The organism is Terriglobia bacterium (genome assembly GCA_020072845.1).
In the GTDB taxonomy this organism is placed as follows: domain Bacteria; phylum Acidobacteriota; class Terriglobia; order Terriglobales; family Acidobacteriaceae; genus JAIQGF01.
Genome location: JAIQGF010000012.1, coordinates 34453 through 50792 on the forward strand (window position 1 = coordinate 34453; position 16340 = coordinate 50792).

Below are 16340 nucleotides of genomic sequence, written 5' to 3' on the forward strand. Positions count from 1 at the left end.
TCAATACTGACCAGCTATTGAAGGCGTCAGAATAGATACTGACGAATGTGGCCTCAAATCAACATCAAGATTGGAGGTTTCCCATGAAACTGAATCTGCGTCACGCCGTGTGGGCTTTGGCCCTGGCATTTGCCGTGACTGTGTTGAGTGCGCCGGCTATCGCCGCCGCGTATCAGTCGGAGCAAGGGCTCGAGCACGGCCGCGGGCACGACAACGACAAGAATAACGACAACGCCTACGCCAACAACCCCAATTACCAGCAGGGCTTGAAACACGGGCAGGAAGACCGCGACAACCACCGCGCTCTCCGCTACCGTGTGCATCCCAACAATGACGCGGACCGGCGCGCCTACGAATTCGGTTACAACCAGGCTTATCAAGGCCACGGCACATACCAAGGTCGGCCCGGCCAGCGCGGGCCCACCGGCAATCGCCCATACGGCAACGATGTCCAGCGCCTGGCCTACGACAATGGTTTCAAGACTGGCTTGGATTACGGACGAGCGGACCGCAACAACGGCCACAGTAATCGTCCTACCTACAGCAGCACTTACCAGAATGGAACCAGCGGCTACAACTCTTCGATGGGCAGCGAGACGGCGTACAAAAACGCCTTCCGGGAGGGTTACAGAGCCGGTTACGCTGAGGGATACAACGCGGGCGGCCGCCGAAGGTAGTTGGTTTCTTCCGGATCGTTCCAGGCAATCGCGGGCAGCGGGAACTCTCGCCGCCCACGGTTGACTTTGATATGGGACCGCCGGTGTGCGCTTTAAAAAGAACTGGCGCGCCCGGAGAGATTCGAACTCCCGACCTATTGCTCCGGAGGCAATCGCTCTATCCAGCTGAGCTACGGGCGCGCGTTTTTGATTATACCGTGGCCATCCGGTTTCTGGCCGCCACAGCCTTTTCCGCTCGGTACCCCCTACTCGGTACTCGGTACTTGTTTTTCCTGGTTCTGCGCGAGCTTCTTGCGCGCCACCGCCGTTTCGCAATTACGCCGGAACGCGATCAGTTCGGCGACAATCGCCACCGCAATTTCTTCCGGAGTGACCGCCCCGATTTCCAGCCCGACCGGCGCATTGACGCGTTCAAACAGCGCCGCATCGAGCCCCTCGTTTTCCAGTTCCTTGTAGATGGAGATGGTCTTGCGGCGCGACCCGATCATGCCGATGTAGCGCGCCGGAGTCGTGACCGCCCAGCGCAGCACGCGCATATCGTCGCGGTGCCCGCGGGTGACGATCACGATGTAGGAATTCTCATTCGGCGCCAGCCGCGCGCAGGCCTGGTCGAAGTCCTCGGCGATGACGTCGCGCGCGTCGGGAAAGCGCTCGCGGTTGGCATAGCTCTCGCGGTCATCCACGATGACCACGTCGAACCCCGCGCCGCGCGCCACCTTGAACGTGTTGTAGGCAACGTGCCCGGCGCCAAACAGGTAAAGCACAGGGATGGGCAGTACCGGTTCGATGAACACCTCCAGCGTCCCGCCGCAAACCAGCCCGCTATCGTACTTCGGATTCTCGTTTAAGTTGAAGGTCAGGGTGCGCGGTTTTTCCTGCTCCATCACCTCGCGCGCCGCCTGCCAGACCTCGGCCTCGACGCAGCCGCCGCCGATCGTGCCCACGATCGAGCCGTCGTCGCGCACCAGCATTTTCGATGTCTGGAACGAGGGGATCGAGCCGCGGACGTTGGTGATGGTGGCCAGCGCGCCGCGCCGCCCCGCCTGCCGCAACCCCACGATCTCCTGGTAAATATCCATCGCGCATCGATTATGTTGGATGAACCGGGGCAAGTCAAAGTCACGGGTGCCCCCCATCCGCGTTCTTGGCAGATGTAGGTCTTTCCGCCCTCTGGCCTTCAGTTGAGCAAGAGAAGCGCCCCACGCCGCGTTTGATGTAAGCTCAGCCCTTATGCGTGGGGACGGCACCATCGTTCCGATCATCCTGGCCGCCGGCGCCTCCGACCTGGGGTTCCCCAAGGCGCTGGCCAGATTCGGCGGCAGAACCGCGCTGGAAATCGCGGTCGAAAACTGCGCCGCGCTGCAAGCCCCGGTTGTCGTGTTGGGTAGTGAGGCGGAGCGCGTGCGCGAATTCATCCCTGCCGGCGCGCGCGTCGTGGTCAACGCGAACTGGCGTGCGGGACAGATGTCGTCGCTGCAGGCAGCTCTTGCCGGGATCGCGCCCGGCGCCGATTTCATGCTCTACCCGGTGGATTATCCACTGCTCACGCGCCCGGTGATTGCGAAGCTGGCGGCGGCATTCCGCACGCGCTTAACCGGGCAAGCGATCGCGATACCGAGATGCAAGCGTCGCGGCGGACATCCGGTGATCTTTGCGTCGGAGCTGCGCGCGGAATTTGAACAATCGCAGACGGCGCGCGAAATCGTGTACCGCGATGCCGCGCGCGTCAGATCGGTGCCGGTCGCAACCGACGCCATCTGGCGCGATCTCGACAGCCCGGCTGCGTACCGCGCTCGCGTGCGGGAGTACGCCGCAGTCTCCAGTCGCCAGTCTCCAGTCGCCAGGACCTTTCGCCTGGAGACTGGCGACCGGCGACCGGCGACTCGCTTGAAAAGTCCCGAAGGGACGGCACGCCTCTCTTCCTATCTCGACGAGGTCCGCGCCGGCCTCCCGGTCACGCCCGAGCGGGCGCTGCACCTCATCCAATGCACTGATCGCGACTTGCCCGAATTGCTCGCCACCGCCATCCGCCTCAAAGAGCAATTCAAACCCGGCGTCATTACCTACTCGCGCAAGGTCTTCCTGCCGCTCACCAATCTTTGTCGCGATTATTGCGGCTACTGCATCTTCCGGCGCGATCCCGGCCAGCCCGGCGCGCACACCATGACGCCCGACGAAGTCCTGCGCGTGGCCCGCGAAGGCGAGCGCCTGGGCTGCCGCGAAGCGCTGTTCAGCCTGGGCGACAAGCCGGAACTCGTCTTCCCGGAAATGCGCGCTGCCCTGCGCCGCCTCGGGTACAAATCCACTCTGCATTATCTGGAAGCGATGTGCGAGCTGGTGCTGCGCGAGACCGGCACCATTCCCCACGCCAATCCCGGCCTCATGAGCCCGCAATGGCTGCGGCGTCTGCGCGCGGTTTCGCCCAGCGTCGGCCTGATGCTGGAAACCACCAGCGACAAGCTCATGAAACTGGCGGCCCACCGCGGCGCGCCCGACAAGGCGCCAGCGCTGCGCTTGGCGGTGATCGAGGCCGCCGGCCGTCAGGCGATTCCGTTCACCACCGGAATCCTGGTCGGCATCGGAGAAACCGCGCGCGACCGGGTGGACTCGCTGTTCGCCATCGCCGAACTGCACCGCCGCTACGGGCACATCCAGGAAGTAATCGTGCAGAATTTCCGTGTGAAAGCCGGGATCCCGATGTCGCGCCGTGCCGAGCCGAGCATGGGCGTGATGCTGCGCACCGTCGCCGTGGCGCGGCTCATTCTGCGTAACATGAATGTTCAGGCGCCGCCGAACCTGTCCGCGCCGAATTATCACGAACTGCTCTCGGCGGGCATCAACGACTGGGGCGGGATTTCGCCGCTCACGCCCGATTACATCAATCCCGAGCGCCCATGGCCTCATCTCCGCGAACTGGAAGAGCGTACCCGCGCTGCCGGGTGTGCGCTGCGCCAGCGCCTGCCGGTCTATCCGGAGTTTCTGGAGAACGTCGCACAGGCCGGAGGTCCGGCCGCGCAGAAAACGCGCGCCGCGGCGGATGCGGACGGATACGCCATGAGCACGAGCTCAGCCCAGGGTCTCCCTGCGAATCAAGTGCCTCCTTTTAGAGGTGTCATCCCGAGCGAGGGCGCACGCCCGAGTCGAGAGCCTGCCCTGAGCTCGTCGAAGGGGACCCCTACGGTGCCGAACGCCACCGTGCCGTCCGCAGCTTCTCGATCCGGCAGTTCGGCAATTCAACCGATAACCGATAACCGTGAACCGTAAACCGCAACCATGATCACCGTACTCACCGGCGGAACCGGCGGCGCAAAATTCGTCCAGGGACTGGTGCGCGTTGTGCCGCCCGAAGAAGTCACGGCCATCGTCAACACCGGCGATGACCTCACCTGGTGGGGGCTGCACGTTTCCCCCGATCTCGATTCCATCACCTATGCGCTGGCCGGCATCCTGAGTCGCGAGCGCGGCTGGGGCGTCGAGGGCGACACCTTCACTTGCCTGGAGCGCATGCGGCAGCTCGGCGCGCCGGCCTGGTTCCAACTCGGCGACCGCGACCTGGCCACCCATCTCCGCCGCACCCAACTGCTCACCGTGCACACGCTCACCGAGGCCACTTCGGAGATCGCGTCGGAAATGGGCGTACGCGCGCGCATCCTGCCGATGTCGGACGACCGCGTGCAGACGCGCGTCCTCACCGACGCCGGCGAATTGAGCTTCCAGGAATACTTCGTGCGCGAGCGCTACCGCGTGCCGGCCAAGGGCGTGCGTTTCGTGGGCGCGGAACAAGCGCAGGCCGCGCCCGGTGTCGTCGCAGCGATCCGTGACGCCGCGGCGGTGCTGATCGCACCCAGCAATCCCATCACCAGCATCGGCCCCATCCTCAGCGTGCCGGGCATTCGCGCTGCGCTTTGCCAGACCGCGGCCCAGGTGGTCGCGGTGAGCCCGATCGTCGGTGGCGCTGCCGTGTCCGGCCCCGCCGGCGAATTGATGAAGACGCAACAGTTGCCGGTCTCGATCGCCGGCGTCGCACAAGCTTATCAAGACTTTCTCGACGCGCTGATCGCCGACGAGCGCGATCGTCCGCACGCCGCCGACATCGAAAAGCTCGGCATTCACGTCACCTTCACCAACACCATCATGGATTCCGACAACGCCAAAGCCGAACTCGCGCGCGCGGCGGTTTCGGCCATCATCCCGGCGCGCGCCGCACTGGGGTCCCCAGCGCGCGCCGCGCGCGATGGGGTGGTAGCAGGCAGGGCGCGATGATCCTGGTTCCGGTGAAGGAAATGTCCACCGCCAAGCAGCGGCTCGCCTCGGTGCTGACCCAGGAGCAGCGCACCACGCTGGCGCGCACCATGCTGAAGGACGTCTGTGCTGCCTTGGCGGAGGTCAAGCCCCGGCCCGCCATTGCTCTTGTCACCGATGATGCCTTCGCCACCGGCTTGGCGCGCCACTACGGTTTCCAGATCATCGTTGACAACGACAATCTCGGCGAGAGCGACGCCATTGCCATGGCCACTGCCGAGGCGGAAAAGCGCGGCGCCCAGTTCACCATGGTGCTGCCGGGCGACATTCCGCTGCTGCGCGCCTGCGAAGTCGAGGCGGTGCTCGCGGCCATGCCCGAGGAAGGTTCGGTGCTGGTGCCCGCCGCCGACGCCCGCGGCACCAACGCGGTGTTGCGCCGGCCGTGCGCGTTGTTCCCGCTGCGTTTTGGTAACGACAGCTTCCTGCCCCATCACGCCGCCGCGCGCGCTACCGGCAAGACCTCAGTCGTGCTCGACAACGCCGATCTTCCCGGGATCGCGCTCGACATTGACCGTCCCGCCGACCTCGCCCAACTGCTCGGCTTTCCCATGCGCACCCTCACCCAGAAGCTGCTCTGCGAGTGGAAGCTTCCGGAGCGCTGGCGCGGCAAGGCAAGTGCTTGAAAAGATAAGTCCCGGGCCGTGAGCCCGGGTCGGCGCTGACCGCCGCCAGGTTACCTTCGTCACGAGCGATGTTACCCGCGTGACATTTTCCCGCCTTTCCCTCCGCGATATTGTCTTCCCCGGATGGGGTTCATTTCCGGAGGCGCCTGATGATGTCGTTTCTAGCGGTGACGTCGCTGTCCTTCATTACGCTTTATCTCGGCACGTATTTGGCTGACCGGATTGAATCCCGCCGCTGCTCCGCCCGCAGCCAAACTTTCGACGAGCCAGGAGGCCGCCGGTCCGGACAATAGACAGGAAATAATTCCTCCTCACCACTTTTGATAGCCCCTCACGTCCCGGTACTCGGTACTCAGTACTCGGTACTCAGTACTCCCTGATACATTTATTCCGCCTCATGTCTCCCCTCACCGCCATACCGGTTCCCGGCATCGGGGAAGTCCTGCCGGGAGACTCGATTCCGGACATCATCCGCGCGGCGATGACGCGCGCGCGCATATCGTTCCGGCGCGGCGACATCCTGGTTGTCACCCACAAGATTGTCTCCAAGGCCGAAGGGCAGATCATCGCCCTCGACCAGGTGCGCCCGCGGGCGACGGCGCGGCGACGGGCGCAGCTCCACCACCTCGATGCCCGCGTCGTCGAACTTGGGCTGGCGCAGGCGGCGCGCGTGGTCCGCAGCCGCCGCAACGTGCTCATCACCGAGACGCCGCACGGCTTCGTTTGCGCCAACAGCGGCGTGGACGTGTCCAACGTGGATGGCGGGCACAGCGCGGTGCTGCTGCCCCATGACCCCGACAAGTCGGCGCAGCGGATCTATGGCGCATTGCGGCGCCGCCTGGGCTTCGCCGTTCCGGTTATCATTACCGACACCTTCGGGCGCCCGTGGCGCGAAGGATTGGCGGAGGCGGCCATCGGCGTGGCCGGCATGAAGGCATTTCGCGATTACCGCGCGCAGCGCGATCCCTACGGTTACCCGCTGCGGGTGAGCCTGGAAGCCGCTGCCGACGAGTTGGCCGGGATGGCCGGGCTGGCCTGTGGCAAGCTCTCGCGCCTGCCGGCGTGTATCATTCGCGGGTTCGACTATGAGCCGGGACGCGGCCGCGGTCGCGACCTGATCCGCCCCGCGAAGCGCGATTTGTTTCGCTGACGATCAGAGGAGATGTTGCCCGGAGGCACGGATGTTTGTATCGAGTTTCGCTGCTATGAAAAGACTCCCGGTGTTCCTGCTGATGTTCGCATTCTTCGCGATGGCCCAGGAGCCACTGGACGGACCCAATCGCATCTTCCACGACGACCTGCTCGACAACTTGCAAGGCCAGTGGAAGGTAAGCGGTCCAGTGATGGGCCGGCAGCTCGAAATGCGATTAACAGCGGAGTGGGTGCTGAACCACCAGTTCCTGCGGTTCCACGAGAAGGCCGTCAGCGCAGCGCCGGGCCAGCCGCCGTACGAGGCCGACGTCTATATCGGCTACGACAACACTAGCGAACGCTATGTCGCCCACTGGCTCGACATCTATGGGGGACGATACTCCGAGTTCCTCGGCTACGGAACGCGCTCGGGCAACAGCATCCGCTTCACCTTTGAATATGCTGACGGGCCGTTTCACAATACCTTCACCTGGAACCCGCAGGCGAAGAGCTGGCGCTTCCAGTTGGAAAACAAAGACGCGACAGGGAAGTGGAAGAGCTTCGCCGATCAGCAGGCCGTCAAGCCTGAATAAACACGGCGCCTCAGAGGGCAAATGACCGCGAGACCGCATCGAATGACGGACTTCAATCACCTGGGAACGATTGGCTGGCGCGACGTTTGTCAGCAAGCTTCGCCGGACATCCGCGCTGCCTTGGAGGCCGTGCTCGAAACCCACGACGGCGCCTGCCTCACGCGCCAACAATGTCTCCGCCTCGCCGCCGCCGAAAATTCTGACCTGCTTGCCCTGGCCGTTGCTGCCGACGAATTGCGCCGCTCCATCGTCGGCGACGTCGTCACCTACGTCGTCAATCGCAATATTAATTTCACCAACGTCTGCTTCGTCGGCTGCAAGTTCTGCGCCTTCAGCCGCGGCCCGCGCGAACAAGACTCCTATTTTCTGACCCTCGAAGACGTCGCCCGCCGCACCTGTGAAGCTCGCCAGCGCGGCGCCACCGAGGTCTGCATTCAGGGCGGGCTGCCGCGTGGCCTGCCGCCTTTCTACTATCGCGACATTCTCCGCGCCGTCAAAAGCGCCGTGCCCGACATGCATACCCACGCCTTCTCGCCCATGGAGGTCTCCTACGGCATCGAGCTTACCGGCATGAGCACGCGCGATTACCTCACCATGCTGCGCGACAACGGCCTCGACACCCTGCCCGGCACCGCCGCCGAAATTCTCGACGACGACGTCCGCGCGCTCATCTCCCGCAACAAGCTTTCCACCGCGCGCTGGCGCGAGATCATCACCACCGCGCATCAGTGCGGCATCCGCTCCACCTCAACCCTGATGTACGGCCACATCGAGACCACCGCACACTGGGTCAACCAGTTGCTGCTGCTGCGCGACATTCAAGCTCAGACCGGCGGCTTCACCGAGTTTGTGCCGCTTGGCTTCATCCACCAGAACACGGTTTTGTTCCAGGAGGGCATGGCGCGTCCCGGCCCCACGCTCGCCGAGCATTTGAAGATCCACGCCCTGGCCCGGGTGATGCTTGCCGGCGCCATCCGCAACGTGCAGGTGTCGTGGGTGAAGCTCAGCCGCGAGACGGCGCAACTTTGCTTGCGCGCCGGCGCCAACGACTACGGCGGCACGCTGATGGAGGAAAGCATTTCGCGGCTGGCGGGCGCCACCTCCGGCGAGTACCTCAGCCCGGAGCAGTTCCACGAGCGCATTCGCGAACTCGGCCGCACCCCCGCCGAGCGCAATACCACCTACACAAGATTGAAATTGATGGATGACACAGCAGTCGGGAATGCCAATGTTTTCGGGAAGGGTACGGCTTTCGGGAAGGGCACGGCGGAACTTGTCCCGAGCGAAGTCGAGGGAGCCGTGCCGCACGAGCCCATTTAGTTTTGTCATTCCGAGGGGCTCGGTAGGTCACGGCTTCAGCCGTGACCGAGGCGCGAAGCGCCGAAGCCCCGAGGAATCTCGGTTTTGCGTGTCGTCATGGCAAAGCTGGGAACTAACAGCTGAAACTGAAACTGAAACTGAAACTCTCATGCTTTCCACCGTTGCCATCGTCGGCGGTACCGGCCCCGAAGGACGCGGCCTGGCCTCGCGCTGGGCGCGCGCCGGGCTGCGCGTCATCATCGGCTCGCGCGACGAGAACCGCGCCCGCATGACTGCCCAGGACCTCTGCGGCCGCCTTGGACCGGACGCCGTCGTCGAAGGCATGGAAAATTCCGCCGCCGTCCGCGCCACCGATGTCGTGGTGCTGGCGGTTCCCTTCGAGGGTCAGGCAGCAATCCTCAAGCAGTTGCGCAATCACTTCCGCCCCGGCACGGTGCTGGTCTGCGCCACCGTACCGCTGGCCAGCGGCGTCGGCGACCGCGGCTCGCGCGTGCTCGGCGTGTGGCAGGGCTCGGCGGCGCAGCAAGCCGCGGAAATGGTGCCGCAGGGCATCGCGGTCGTGGGCGCGTTTCAGAACATCTCGGCCGCGCTGCTGGAAGCCGATTTGCCCGTTGAATGTGACGTCATTGTCTGCACCGACCACGAGAAGGCGAAAGAAGTCGCCTACGAGCTTGCCCGCAAGATTCCCGGCGCGCGCCCGCTCGACGGCGGCAAATTGGAGAACACGCGCATCGTGGAGCAGATCACCGCCCTGCTTATCACCCTCAACATCCGCCACAAAGTGCATTCGGCGGGTTTGAGGATCACGGGAATCGAAGAAGATGTGCGATCTAGTGATTTGTGATTTAGCGATTTCTGTTTGCCATCTACTGATCTATCGAAATCACTAAATCACAAATCACTAAATCACCAATGCCATCACCTCAGTCCCGCTCCGCTCTCTCGTTTATAATGAAATGATTGCGCACGTATTTCTGGAGCAACTAGACCCATGATTCGATTTCTGCAAACCCCCGGCAAGGTGAAGAAGATTGTCCTTGGCGGGCTGCTGGTCGTCATCTGCGGCGCCATGGCCATCACCCTCATCCCGGGCGGCATCCTCGGCGATGCCTTCGGTTTCGGCAACCCGCAGGGCAACATCATCGCCAAGGTCGGCGACCAGGAAGTCACCGTCAGCGAAGTGCAGGACGCCGCCCGTCAAATGGGCAAGCAGCAATTCCCGCGCGGTTTCCCGCAGCAGTTCATGCCGTTCCTGATGCAGCGCGCGGCGCAGCAGCTTATCGTCCAGAAGGCGATGGTCGCCGAGGCCCATCGCATGGGCTTCAAAGTCACCGACGCCGAGCTGCAGAGCGAATTGCAGCACGGCAGCTTCGCCTCGGCGCTGTTCCCCGGCGGCACCTTCGTCGGCCAGGAGAATTACGAGAACTTCATCCAGCAGAACTTCAACATGGGCGTGCAGAACTTCGAGGCGCTGCTCAAGAGCGACCTACTGATCCGCAAGCTTACCGCCGCGATCCAGGGCGGCGTCACCGTCTCCGATCAGGAACTGGCGCAGCAGTACCAGCGCGAGAACACCAAGGTCAAGTTCGACTACGCCATCGTTACCCTCGAAGACCTGATGAAGCAGGTCCACCCCACCGACGCCGAGCTGAAGGCTTACTTTGACCAGCACAAGCAGCAGTACGCCAACGCCATTCCCGAGAAGCGCCAGGCGCGCTACATCGTGATTGACACCAACCGGGTGCGGCAGCAGGTGCAGGTCACGCCCCAGGAGCTCCAGCAGTACTACAACTCGCATCGCGACCAATACCGTGTGCCCGAGCAGGTGAACGTCCGCCACATTCTGATCAAGACGCCGGCGCCCGGTCCTGACGGCAAGGTGGACGAGGCGGCGGTGAAGGCGGCGCGCGAGAAGGCCGAATCCGTCCTCAAGCAGGTGCAGGCCGGCGGCAATTTCGCGGAGCTGGCCAAGAAATTTTCCGAAGATCCCGGCAGCAAGGACAACGGCGGTTCCATCGGATGGATCCAGCGCGGCCAGACCGTCCCCGAATTCGAGCAGTCGGCGTTCTCTATGCAGAAGGGCCAGACCAGCGGCATCGTGCGCTCCACCTTCGGCTTCCACATCATCCACGTGGATGACAAGCAGGACGCGCACGTCAAGCCGCTCGACGAGGTCAAGCCGCAGATCGAGCCGCAGCTCGCCTCCGACAAGGCGGCCAGCCGTGCCGACGCGCTCGCTTCCAAGGCCCAGAACGAAGCCCGCACCGCCGGCCTCGACAAGGCGGCCAAGGACAATGGCTTCGAAGTCGTGGACACCGGCCTGTTCACACGCACCGATTCACTGCCCGGCGTCGGCAATGCGCCGGAGTTGATGTCCGCCATCTTCGGGGCGCGCGACAAGAGCGCGCCCGACCGTGTCCACATCCCGGCGGGATACGTCATCTACCAGGTCACCAAGGTCGAGCCGGCGCGCAGCCCCAGCTTCGAGGAAATCCGCGCCCGCGTCGAGCAGGAGTTCAAGGGCGACAAGTCGGCCCAGATGCTGCAGCAGAAAACCGCTGAGCTCTCGGAGAAAGCGCGCTCCCTGCACGACCTCAAGAAGGCCGCCAAGGAAGTCGGGGCCACGGTGAAGACCAGCGATCTGGTCGGACCGACTGGCCAGGTGCCCGACCTCGGTTCGCTCTCCGGTCCGGCGCAGGCCGTCTTTGAAATGAAGCCGGGCGAGATCAGCGCGCCCATCAACACCGGACGCAACGGCGTCGTCGTCGCCCTGCTGGAAAAACAGGAGCCGCCGCCGGCGCAGTTTGCCGCCTCCAAGGAGCGGCTGCGCGACCAGCTCCTGCAGAAAAAGCGCAACGAGTTCCTCGAGGTCTTTGCCACCAACCTCCAGAAGCAGATGGAGAAAAGCGGCAAGATCAAGATCAACCAGCAGGAGCTCAAACGGATTACGACGCCGACCCAGGGCTCCGAAACCGGCTACTAACGCGAAGGCAGCTGTCAGCTATCAGCTATCAGCTCTCAAGCTGACCAGAGAGACACAAGCTTGGGACCGAAGTCGTGAGCGTTGTGGCTTGACCCTTCGCAGGCATCTGACTCAATCGTTAAACTGACGCTGACGGCTGATAGCTGACAGCTGATAGCTGAGAGCTGAATTTGATCTCCGAACGCGCCTCCGGAATCCTGTTGCATCCCTCGTCGCTGCCCGCGCGCGGCGGCATCGGCGACCTCGGCCCGGCCGCCTATGAATTTCTTGACTTCCTCTCCGCCGCCCATCAGACGCTGTGGCAGATCCTTCCTTTGGGGCCGATGGCGATCGGCAACTCTCCCTATTCTTCCATCTCCGCCTTTGCCGGAAATCCGCTGCTCGTCAGCCTGGAACGACTCGCCGATGCCGGCTGGATTGACCGCGGCCGCCTCGCGGTTTTGTCGGAACACCACGGAGCGATTGACTACGACCACGTGCGCGCCATCAAGTTGCCGCTGTTGCGGGAAGCGGCCGGCAACTTCCTGGCCAACGCCGGCGCTGCCGCGCGCAGCCGGTATGAAAAATTCTGTTCCGACAACGCCTTCTGGCTCGACGACTACGTCCTCTTCGTTCGCCTCCGCGACCGTTACCCGCGCGGCGCCTGGAACCAGTGGCCGCGCGACCTCGCTCGCCGCCAGCCGCAGGCGCTGGCCCGCGTGCGCCGGGAACTCGGCGCCGCCCTCGACGTTTCCCGCGTCACCCAGTTCGCATTTTTCGAGCAGTGGCGCGCCCTCCATCAGGCCGCACGCCGGCGCGGCATTCGCGTCATTGGCGATGTCGCCATCTTCGTGGATTACGACAGCGCCGATGTGTGGACGCATCCCGATCTCTTCCAGCTCGACGACCAACTGAATCCCACCGTCGTTTCCGGCGTGCCGCCCGATGCGTTCAGCGCCACCGGCCAGCGTTGGGGCAACCCCATTTATCGCTGGGACGTGTTGCAATCGCGCGGCTACGACTGGTGGGTGCAACGCATGAAGTGGGCGCTCGAGCTGTGCGACAACTTGCGTCTCGACCACTTCCGCGGCTTCGAGTCCTATTGGGAAATTCCGGCGCATGAGCCTACCGCGATTCATGGCCGCTGGGTGCGCGGTCCCAACGACGACATTTTCCAGGTATTGCGCCAGGCCCTCGGCGGCTTCCAGTTCATCGCCGAAGACCTCGGCATGATTACCCCCGAGGTCCACGCCCTCCGCGAGCGGCTCGGCGTCCCCGGCATGAAGGTGCTGCAATTCGGCTTCGGCAACCCCGGCGCGCACATCCACCTGCCCCACCGCTGCCCGCCCAACAGCGTCGTCTACACCGGCACGCACGATAACGACACCACCCTCGGCTGGTTCAACTCCATCTGGGGCGAGGAGCGCCGCGCTGCCCAAGACTACGTCGGCAGCGATCCCGCGGGCATACACTGGGCCTTCATTCGTGCTGCCATCACTTCGCCCGCGCGGCTCGCCGTCGTTCCTTTGCAGGATGTTCTCGGGCTGGGCAGCGAGGCGAGAATGAACGTTCCCAGCCGCCGCGACGGCAACTGGACCTGGCGTTATCGTCCGGGGGATTTGAAGGCGGAATACGCCGAACGTCTGGCGCGGCTTTCCGCGGTCAGCGACCGCAACTCCGCCGCTCCATCCGCCGATCAGCAGCGCCCCGGAGAAGCGAGCGAAGATTTCGCGGCATGACAGCGCGTGGTTGGCCCGTCCGTCATACCCTCAGCGTCGAGAGTACTCGTTGTCGTTTCTCTTCTTCCGCGACCCTGCGAGCAAGTTCGCGTCGCTTCGCGTCAGTTTCTTGTCGATGCTGCTCTTGAGCCCAAGCAGCATAAGCCGTGTTTGCCTGCTGCAGATACTGCTTGAAATAGTCTACGGCCCGCTGAGTGTATCGTTCGTCGGCAATGCGGATGACCGCGCGAATACCGTGAAAGGCAAAAAGGTTGGGCTGCACCATTCCGTCAATGAAAGTGTAGCCGCCGCTCGGATTCTGGAAAAGCCGAATCCATTGCGGGTTGGGTGCACCGCTGAGCTTCAGCACCAGCTGGTCTTTATCGTAATCTTCTGGTGCGATCAGCGTAATTGGATTCCTGACCAAAGGATCGTCAATGTCTGTCTCAGGCACCACCTGTTTCTTCAGCGCATCGAGTTTCTGCTGGCTGATGAATTCGTTGCCACGGGCGATCAGTTCCTCCTTCACCGCTGCAACAGTGGGCCTCCGCTCCGGAACCTGCTGTCTCATGGCGTCGACGAGCCCATCTAAGTAGGCAAAATCGGGCGCGACTGCCCCCACAGGTTTGAACCCGGCACCCTGCGGGATTTCAGCGGTGAACATTTCGTTAAGAATCAGTCCCGCTGCGTAGATGTCAGCCGGCTGCCCTACCACGCGGCCAGGGACGCGCTGCTCAGGTGCTGCATACATGAAATTTGCCAATCGCTCATGCTTGCCGGTTTCCACGAGAGTGTGCAGATCCGCCTCCCCGAACCTGGCAATTCCGAAATCCGCCAGAACATAAGTGTTTGATTTGGGGTCATGCAGGATGTTCTGGGGCTTCAAGTCGCGGTGGCACACGCCCATCAGATGGGCGGCTTCAAGTCCGCTGAGCAACTGGTCAAATACCGGTAACACATCAGCAGGTTTGATTCCAGCGGCCATGACCTTGTGCAGCGTGCTCGGGTACAGCGGCATAACGTAGAACGGCGATTCGTCTTCGGTGATGCCGGAGCCTAGAACGTGAATGATGTTGCGGTGCCGCTCGGTCGAACAGAAGTGAATCTCGTTCTCGAACCGCTTCCGCTTCTCGCGTGTCGCCTTGGTCTTGTCCAACACCTTTAGCGCGTAGTGCTCTCCGTCCGACGCGGTTACTTCAAACACGGCCCCGGTTCCACCAGCACCAACCTGCTGCACGAACTCGTAGGTCTCGAAGGCAGTCTTGAATTGACGAGGCGTTTGTTGCGCCATTACTTACTCCAACACTACGTTTGCGAACTGCTCCATGGTAACGCTCTCAGCTCCAGTTAACCTTCATCTTCACCCTGACCAACGCCTCCGCTTTTTCCACGACCTCATCGATGCTGAGATGCGTCGAATCCAAGACCACAGCGTCCTGCGCCGCCACCAGCGGCGACGCCGCCCGCGTTCGGTCCCGCTGGTCGCGCTGCTGCAACTCCGCCGCGACGTCTTTCTCCTCGCCGCTGCCCTGCTTCAGCCGCCGCTCCACTCGCACCTCGGGCGCCGCTTCCAGGAAGATCTTTACGTCGGCGTTGGGAAACACCACCGTCCCGATATCGCGCCCTTCCATCACCACCCCGCCGCGCGCGCCCATCTCCTGCTGCCGCGCCACCATGTAGGTACGCACCGCCGGGTGTACCGACACGCGCGACGCCGCTGCGGTCACATCCGTCTCGCGAATGCGTTCACTGACATCGCGTCCATCCAGCAGCACGCGGTTGCCGTCCACCCGCGGCTGCAGTTCGATGCGCGAATTGCGCGCCAGCTCCAGTAGCGCGCCTTCGTCGTCGAACGAGACATCGTTCTCGATCGCTTTCAGGCCCAGCGCGCGGTACATCGCTCCGCTTTCCAGGTTCACGTAGCCGAGCTTGCGCGCCAGCCGCGACGCAATCGTGCTCTTGCCCGCTCCCGCCGGCCCATCAATCGCGATCACCAGGTTCTTGCTCTCTTCCGCCATTCCTCGATCTATCGATAACCCTTGAAGGCGTCATCCTGAGTGCGCCCGCTTTTGGCGCACTCAGGATCTATGCTTTCTTGGCCACTCGCTAACACGTTGCGCCGAACGTGCTTTCGCCACGAATGCCTCTCTTCTCTGCGCCACCTGCACCATCGACTTCTTCCCGACGTTGACGAAACTCAACTCGCGCGCCGCCAGCAGCGCGTTGATCGCCTCCTTCACCCGCGATTTCGGCACCATGTGCCCGAAAAATTCCTCGACCTCCGACTGCTCCGCCGCCACCACCGCCTCCAGATATTTGGACACCAGCGCCGACAGCGCTTCCGGCAGCGAGGTATGCATTCCCGCCCGCACCCGGTCCGGCGCCCAGCGATACAGCGCGTCCCACTTCGCGCCCTCTTCCGGCGTGTAATCCACCCGCGTGATCCGCAGCCGCGACCACAACTCGTTCAGCGCCCGGTCCAGTGCCGGCGCCGATGGTTCGCCGCCGAGCAGTTCGCGCAAGCGCGGCTTGGACATCGCACCATGCGTTCGGATCGCCTCAAACGCGTCGCGTGCCAGCGGCGAGTACTCCGAGTGCGCTCCCGGCTTCGGCGTCTGCCGGGGATTCTTGTCGCCGAAGGCGCCGTACAGGTACGGGAACACCGCCTCCGACACCAGAAACCCGGCTTCGCCGAACACACTGCCCTCGAACGCCGCCTTCTCGCGCAGCAGGCGCACCATCAACTCGATCGCCTCATGTGCCCGCGCGTCGGCAAACGCGAGCTTCGCCGTCGGCAACCCCTCGTCGGTTCCCGCCAACGCCCCCAGAAACGTCGGCGCCAGCACCGCCGGCTTGGTGGGATACAGCAGGCACATGCCGACGCTTTCCATGAACTCGCGCGCCTCCTCCACCGTGCGCATGCCGCGCCCGTCCAGGCGCCATTTTTGACGTCGAGCTTGCTGCAATTCCTGTTCAGTCATGGCTGATGTAGTGCATGCGCGATCGGGCGATTT

The 16340-nt window shown here is 63.4% G+C and carries 14 protein-coding genes and 1 tRNA gene; 10 read left to right on the forward strand and 5 right to left on the reverse strand.

Annotated elements, in window-relative coordinates; translation table 11 throughout:
• The first annotated feature begins 83 nt into the window (after positions 1–83).
• Complete coding sequence (locus tag LAN70_13760; protein ID MBZ5512217.1) at positions 84–677, forward strand: hypothetical protein; 594 nt, start codon at positions 84–86, stop codon at positions 675–677.
• A 103-nt stretch (positions 678–780) separates the two neighbouring features.
• On the opposite strand, the gene LAN70_13765 is transcribed toward LAN70_13760, so the two are convergent.
• Positions 781–857: transfer RNA gene (locus LAN70_13765), tRNA-Arg, on the reverse strand.
• Between the two features lie 65 nt (positions 858–922).
• Positions 923–1756 (reverse strand): XdhC/CoxI family protein, encoded by an 834-nt coding sequence (locus LAN70_13770; protein MBZ5512218.1) that lies wholly within the window; start codon positions 1754–1756, stop codon positions 923–925.
• 151 nt (positions 1757–1907) lie between these two features.
• Here LAN70_13770 and cofG point away from each other — a divergent pair, with 151 nt between their 5' ends.
• The 9 genes from cofG (at position 1908) to malQ (ending at position 13347) form a co-directional block, all read left to right on the forward strand.
• Positions 1908–3941: a 7,8-didemethyl-8-hydroxy-5-deazariboflavin synthase CofG gene (gene cofG / locus LAN70_13775; GenBank protein ID MBZ5512219.1), complete on the forward strand. Its 2034-nt coding sequence runs from the start codon at positions 1908–1910 to the stop codon at positions 3939–3941.
• 9 nt (positions 3942–3950) lie between these two features.
• A complete protein-coding gene (gene cofD / locus LAN70_13780) occupies positions 3951–4940 on the forward strand; it encodes a 2-phospho-L-lactate transferase (protein MBZ5512220.1) in 990 nt (329 codons plus the stop codon).
• Complete coding sequence (cofC, locus tag LAN70_13785) at positions 4937–5602, forward strand: 2-phospho-L-lactate guanylyltransferase (GenBank protein ID MBZ5512221.1); 666 nt, start codon at positions 4937–4939, stop codon at positions 5600–5602. The genes cofD and cofC overlap by 4 nt, the downstream gene beginning before the upstream one ends.
• A gap of 397 nt (positions 5603–5999) precedes the next feature.
• Positions 6000–6752, forward strand: a complete 753-nt coding sequence (cofE, locus tag LAN70_13790) for a coenzyme F420-0:L-glutamate ligase (GenBank protein MBZ5512222.1) — start codon at positions 6000–6002, stop codon at positions 6750–6752.
• Between the two features lie 55 nt (positions 6753–6807).
• Complete coding sequence (locus tag LAN70_13795) at positions 6808–7326, forward strand: DUF1579 family protein (GenBank protein ID MBZ5512223.1); 519 nt, start codon at positions 6808–6810, stop codon at positions 7324–7326.
• A 42-nt stretch (positions 7327–7368) separates the two neighbouring features.
• Positions 7369–8646: a 5-amino-6-(D-ribitylamino)uracil--L-tyrosine 4-hydroxyphenyl transferase CofH gene (gene cofH / locus LAN70_13800; protein MBZ5512224.1), complete on the forward strand. Its 1278-nt coding sequence runs from the start codon at positions 7369–7371 to the stop codon at positions 8644–8646.
• Positions 8647–8794: 148 nt separating this feature from the next.
• Positions 8795–9490 carry an NADPH-dependent F420 reductase gene (npdG, locus tag LAN70_13805; protein ID MBZ5512225.1) on the forward strand — a complete coding sequence of 232 codons (696 nt, stop codon included), beginning with the start codon at positions 8795–8797 and terminating at the stop codon, positions 9488–9490.
• 147 nt (positions 9491–9637) lie between these two features.
• Positions 9638–11629: a peptidyl-prolyl cis-trans isomerase gene (locus LAN70_13810; protein MBZ5512226.1), complete on the forward strand. Its 1992-nt coding sequence runs from the start codon at positions 9638–9640 to the stop codon at positions 11627–11629.
• Positions 11630–11799: 170 nt separating this feature from the next.
• Complete coding sequence (gene malQ / locus LAN70_13815; GenBank protein ID MBZ5512227.1) at positions 11800–13347, forward strand: 4-alpha-glucanotransferase; 1548 nt, start codon at positions 11800–11802, stop codon at positions 13345–13347.
• A 22-nt stretch (positions 13348–13369) separates the two neighbouring features.
• Here the strand turns inward: malQ and LAN70_13820 are convergent, their stop codons facing one another.
• Genes LAN70_13820 through LAN70_13830 form a run of 3 tightly spaced genes read right to left on the reverse strand, consistent with a single transcriptional unit; the run spans position 13370 to position 16307 of the window.
• Entirely contained in the window at positions 13370–14617 is a 1248-nt protein-coding gene (locus LAN70_13820; protein MBZ5512228.1) for a serine/threonine protein kinase, read from the reverse strand.
• A 46-nt stretch (positions 14618–14663) separates the two neighbouring features.
• Positions 14664–15344 carry a (d)CMP kinase gene (cmk, locus tag LAN70_13825; GenBank protein ID MBZ5512229.1) on the reverse strand — a complete coding sequence of 227 codons (681 nt, stop codon included), beginning with the start codon at positions 15342–15344 and terminating at the stop codon, positions 14664–14666.
• A 60-nt stretch (positions 15345–15404) separates the two neighbouring features.
• The gene (locus LAN70_13830) at positions 15405–16307 is read right to left on the reverse strand and encodes a hypothetical protein (GenBank protein ID MBZ5512230.1); all 903 of its coding nucleotides are present in this window, start codon (positions 16305–16307) and stop codon (positions 15405–15407) included.
• Between the last annotated feature and the right edge of the window lie 33 nt (positions 16308–16340).